The organism is Aureimonas flava (assembly GCF_003583935.1).
In the GTDB taxonomy this organism is placed as follows: Bacteria; Pseudomonadota; Alphaproteobacteria; order Rhizobiales; family Rhizobiaceae; genus Aureimonas; species Aureimonas flava.
This window is the reverse complement of sequence record NZ_QYRN01000023.1, coordinates 1-1,320: the sequence shown is the minus strand read 5'-3', so window position 1 is coordinate 1,320 and position 1,320 is coordinate 1. Positions and strand designations below refer to the sequence as shown.

Genomic DNA, 1,320 nt, shown 5'->3' with positions numbered 1-1,320 from the left:
TGAACCGCCCCGGGTTTGTCGGAGGCTCCAACTCTTGAGAGGATGGAGCCATGACGAAGAGAACACCGCCGTTTAGTCCCGAGGTCCGCGCCCGTGCGGTTCGGATGGTGATGGATCACCGTGATGAACAGGGTTCGCAATGGGCAGCGATCCAGTCGATCGCTTCGAAGATCGGCTGCTCGGGCGAGACGCTGCGCAACTGGGTGCGCCAGGCCGAGCGCGATGATGGGCTGCGGCCTGGGCCGACGAGCGAGGAAAGCGAGCGGATCAAGGCGCTGGAGCGGGAGGTGCGTGAGCTTCGCCAGGCCAACGAGATTCTGAGGAAGGCATCGGCTTATTTTGCCCAGGCGGAACTCGACCGCCCGTTCAGGCGATGAAGGCGTTCATCGACGCGCATCGTGATGCCTACGGGGTCGAGCCGATCTGCCGCGTTTTGCCGATCGCCCCGTCGACCTATCACAAACATGCCGCCCGCCAGGCCGCCCCCTCTCGGTTGCCCGCCCGCGCAAAGCGCGACGCGGTGCTGAAGGCGGACGTGCGCCGCGTGTTCAACGAGAACTTCGGCGTCTACGGCGTACGGAAGGTCTGGCGGCAGATGAAGCGCGAGGGCTTCGCGGTCGCTCGATGCACAGTGTCGCGCCTGATGCGGGACATGGGCCTGAAGGGCGCCGTGCGAGGCAGGAGCGTGCGCACGACGATCGCCGACGCGTCAGCGCGATGCCCGCTCGACCGCGTCAACCGCGTCTTCAAGGCGCCGCGTCCGAACATGCTCTGGGTGTCGGACTTCACCTACGTCGCCACCTGGAACGGCTTCGTCTATGTCGCCTTCGTCATCGACGCCTTTGCCCGCCGCATCGTCGGCTGGCGCGTGTCGCGCGTCGCGCGGACGGACTTCGTGCTCGACGCCCTGGAACAGGCTCTCCACCAGCGCCAGCCCTTCGCCGGCAGCGGGCTCGTTTGCCATTCGGACCGCGGAGCCCAGTATGTCAGCATTCGATACACCGAGCGCCTCGCTGAGGCCGGCATCGAGCCATCGGTCGGCAGCGTTGGAGACAGCTACGACAACGCCCTCGCCGAGACAGTGATCGGCCTCTTCAAGACCGAAATCATCCACCGTCGCGGACCTTGGCGTTCCTTCGAGGCCGTCGAGTTCGCCACCCTCGAATGGGTCGACTGGTTCAACAACCGACGCCTGCTCGAGCCCATCGGAAACATCCCGCCAGCCGAAGCCGAGGCCGCATACTACGCCCAGCTTGAGGCATTTCCGATCGCCGCGTAGGACTCAAACCAATCAGCCTCCGGCAAACCCGGGGCGGTTCA

The 1,320-nt window shown here is 65.5% G+C and carries 1 protein-coding gene and 1 other annotated feature; the gene reads left to right on the top strand.

Annotated features, from left to right (window positions below; genetic code table 11):
• Positions 1 to 50 precede the first annotated feature (50 nt).
• Positions 51 to 1,279 (top strand): IS3 family transposase gene (locus D3218_RS19420; protein ID WP_119541728.1). Its coding sequence is split into 2 segments (ribosomal slippage): positions 51 to 339 and positions 339 to 1,279, totalling 1,230 coding nucleotides; the frame shifts between segments, so codons are not numbered across the junction.
• Positions 332 to 448 (top strand) — a sequence feature (AL1L pseudoknot). Its footprint overlaps the gene before it by 117 nt.
• Positions 1,280 to 1,320: the final 41 nt, after the last annotated feature.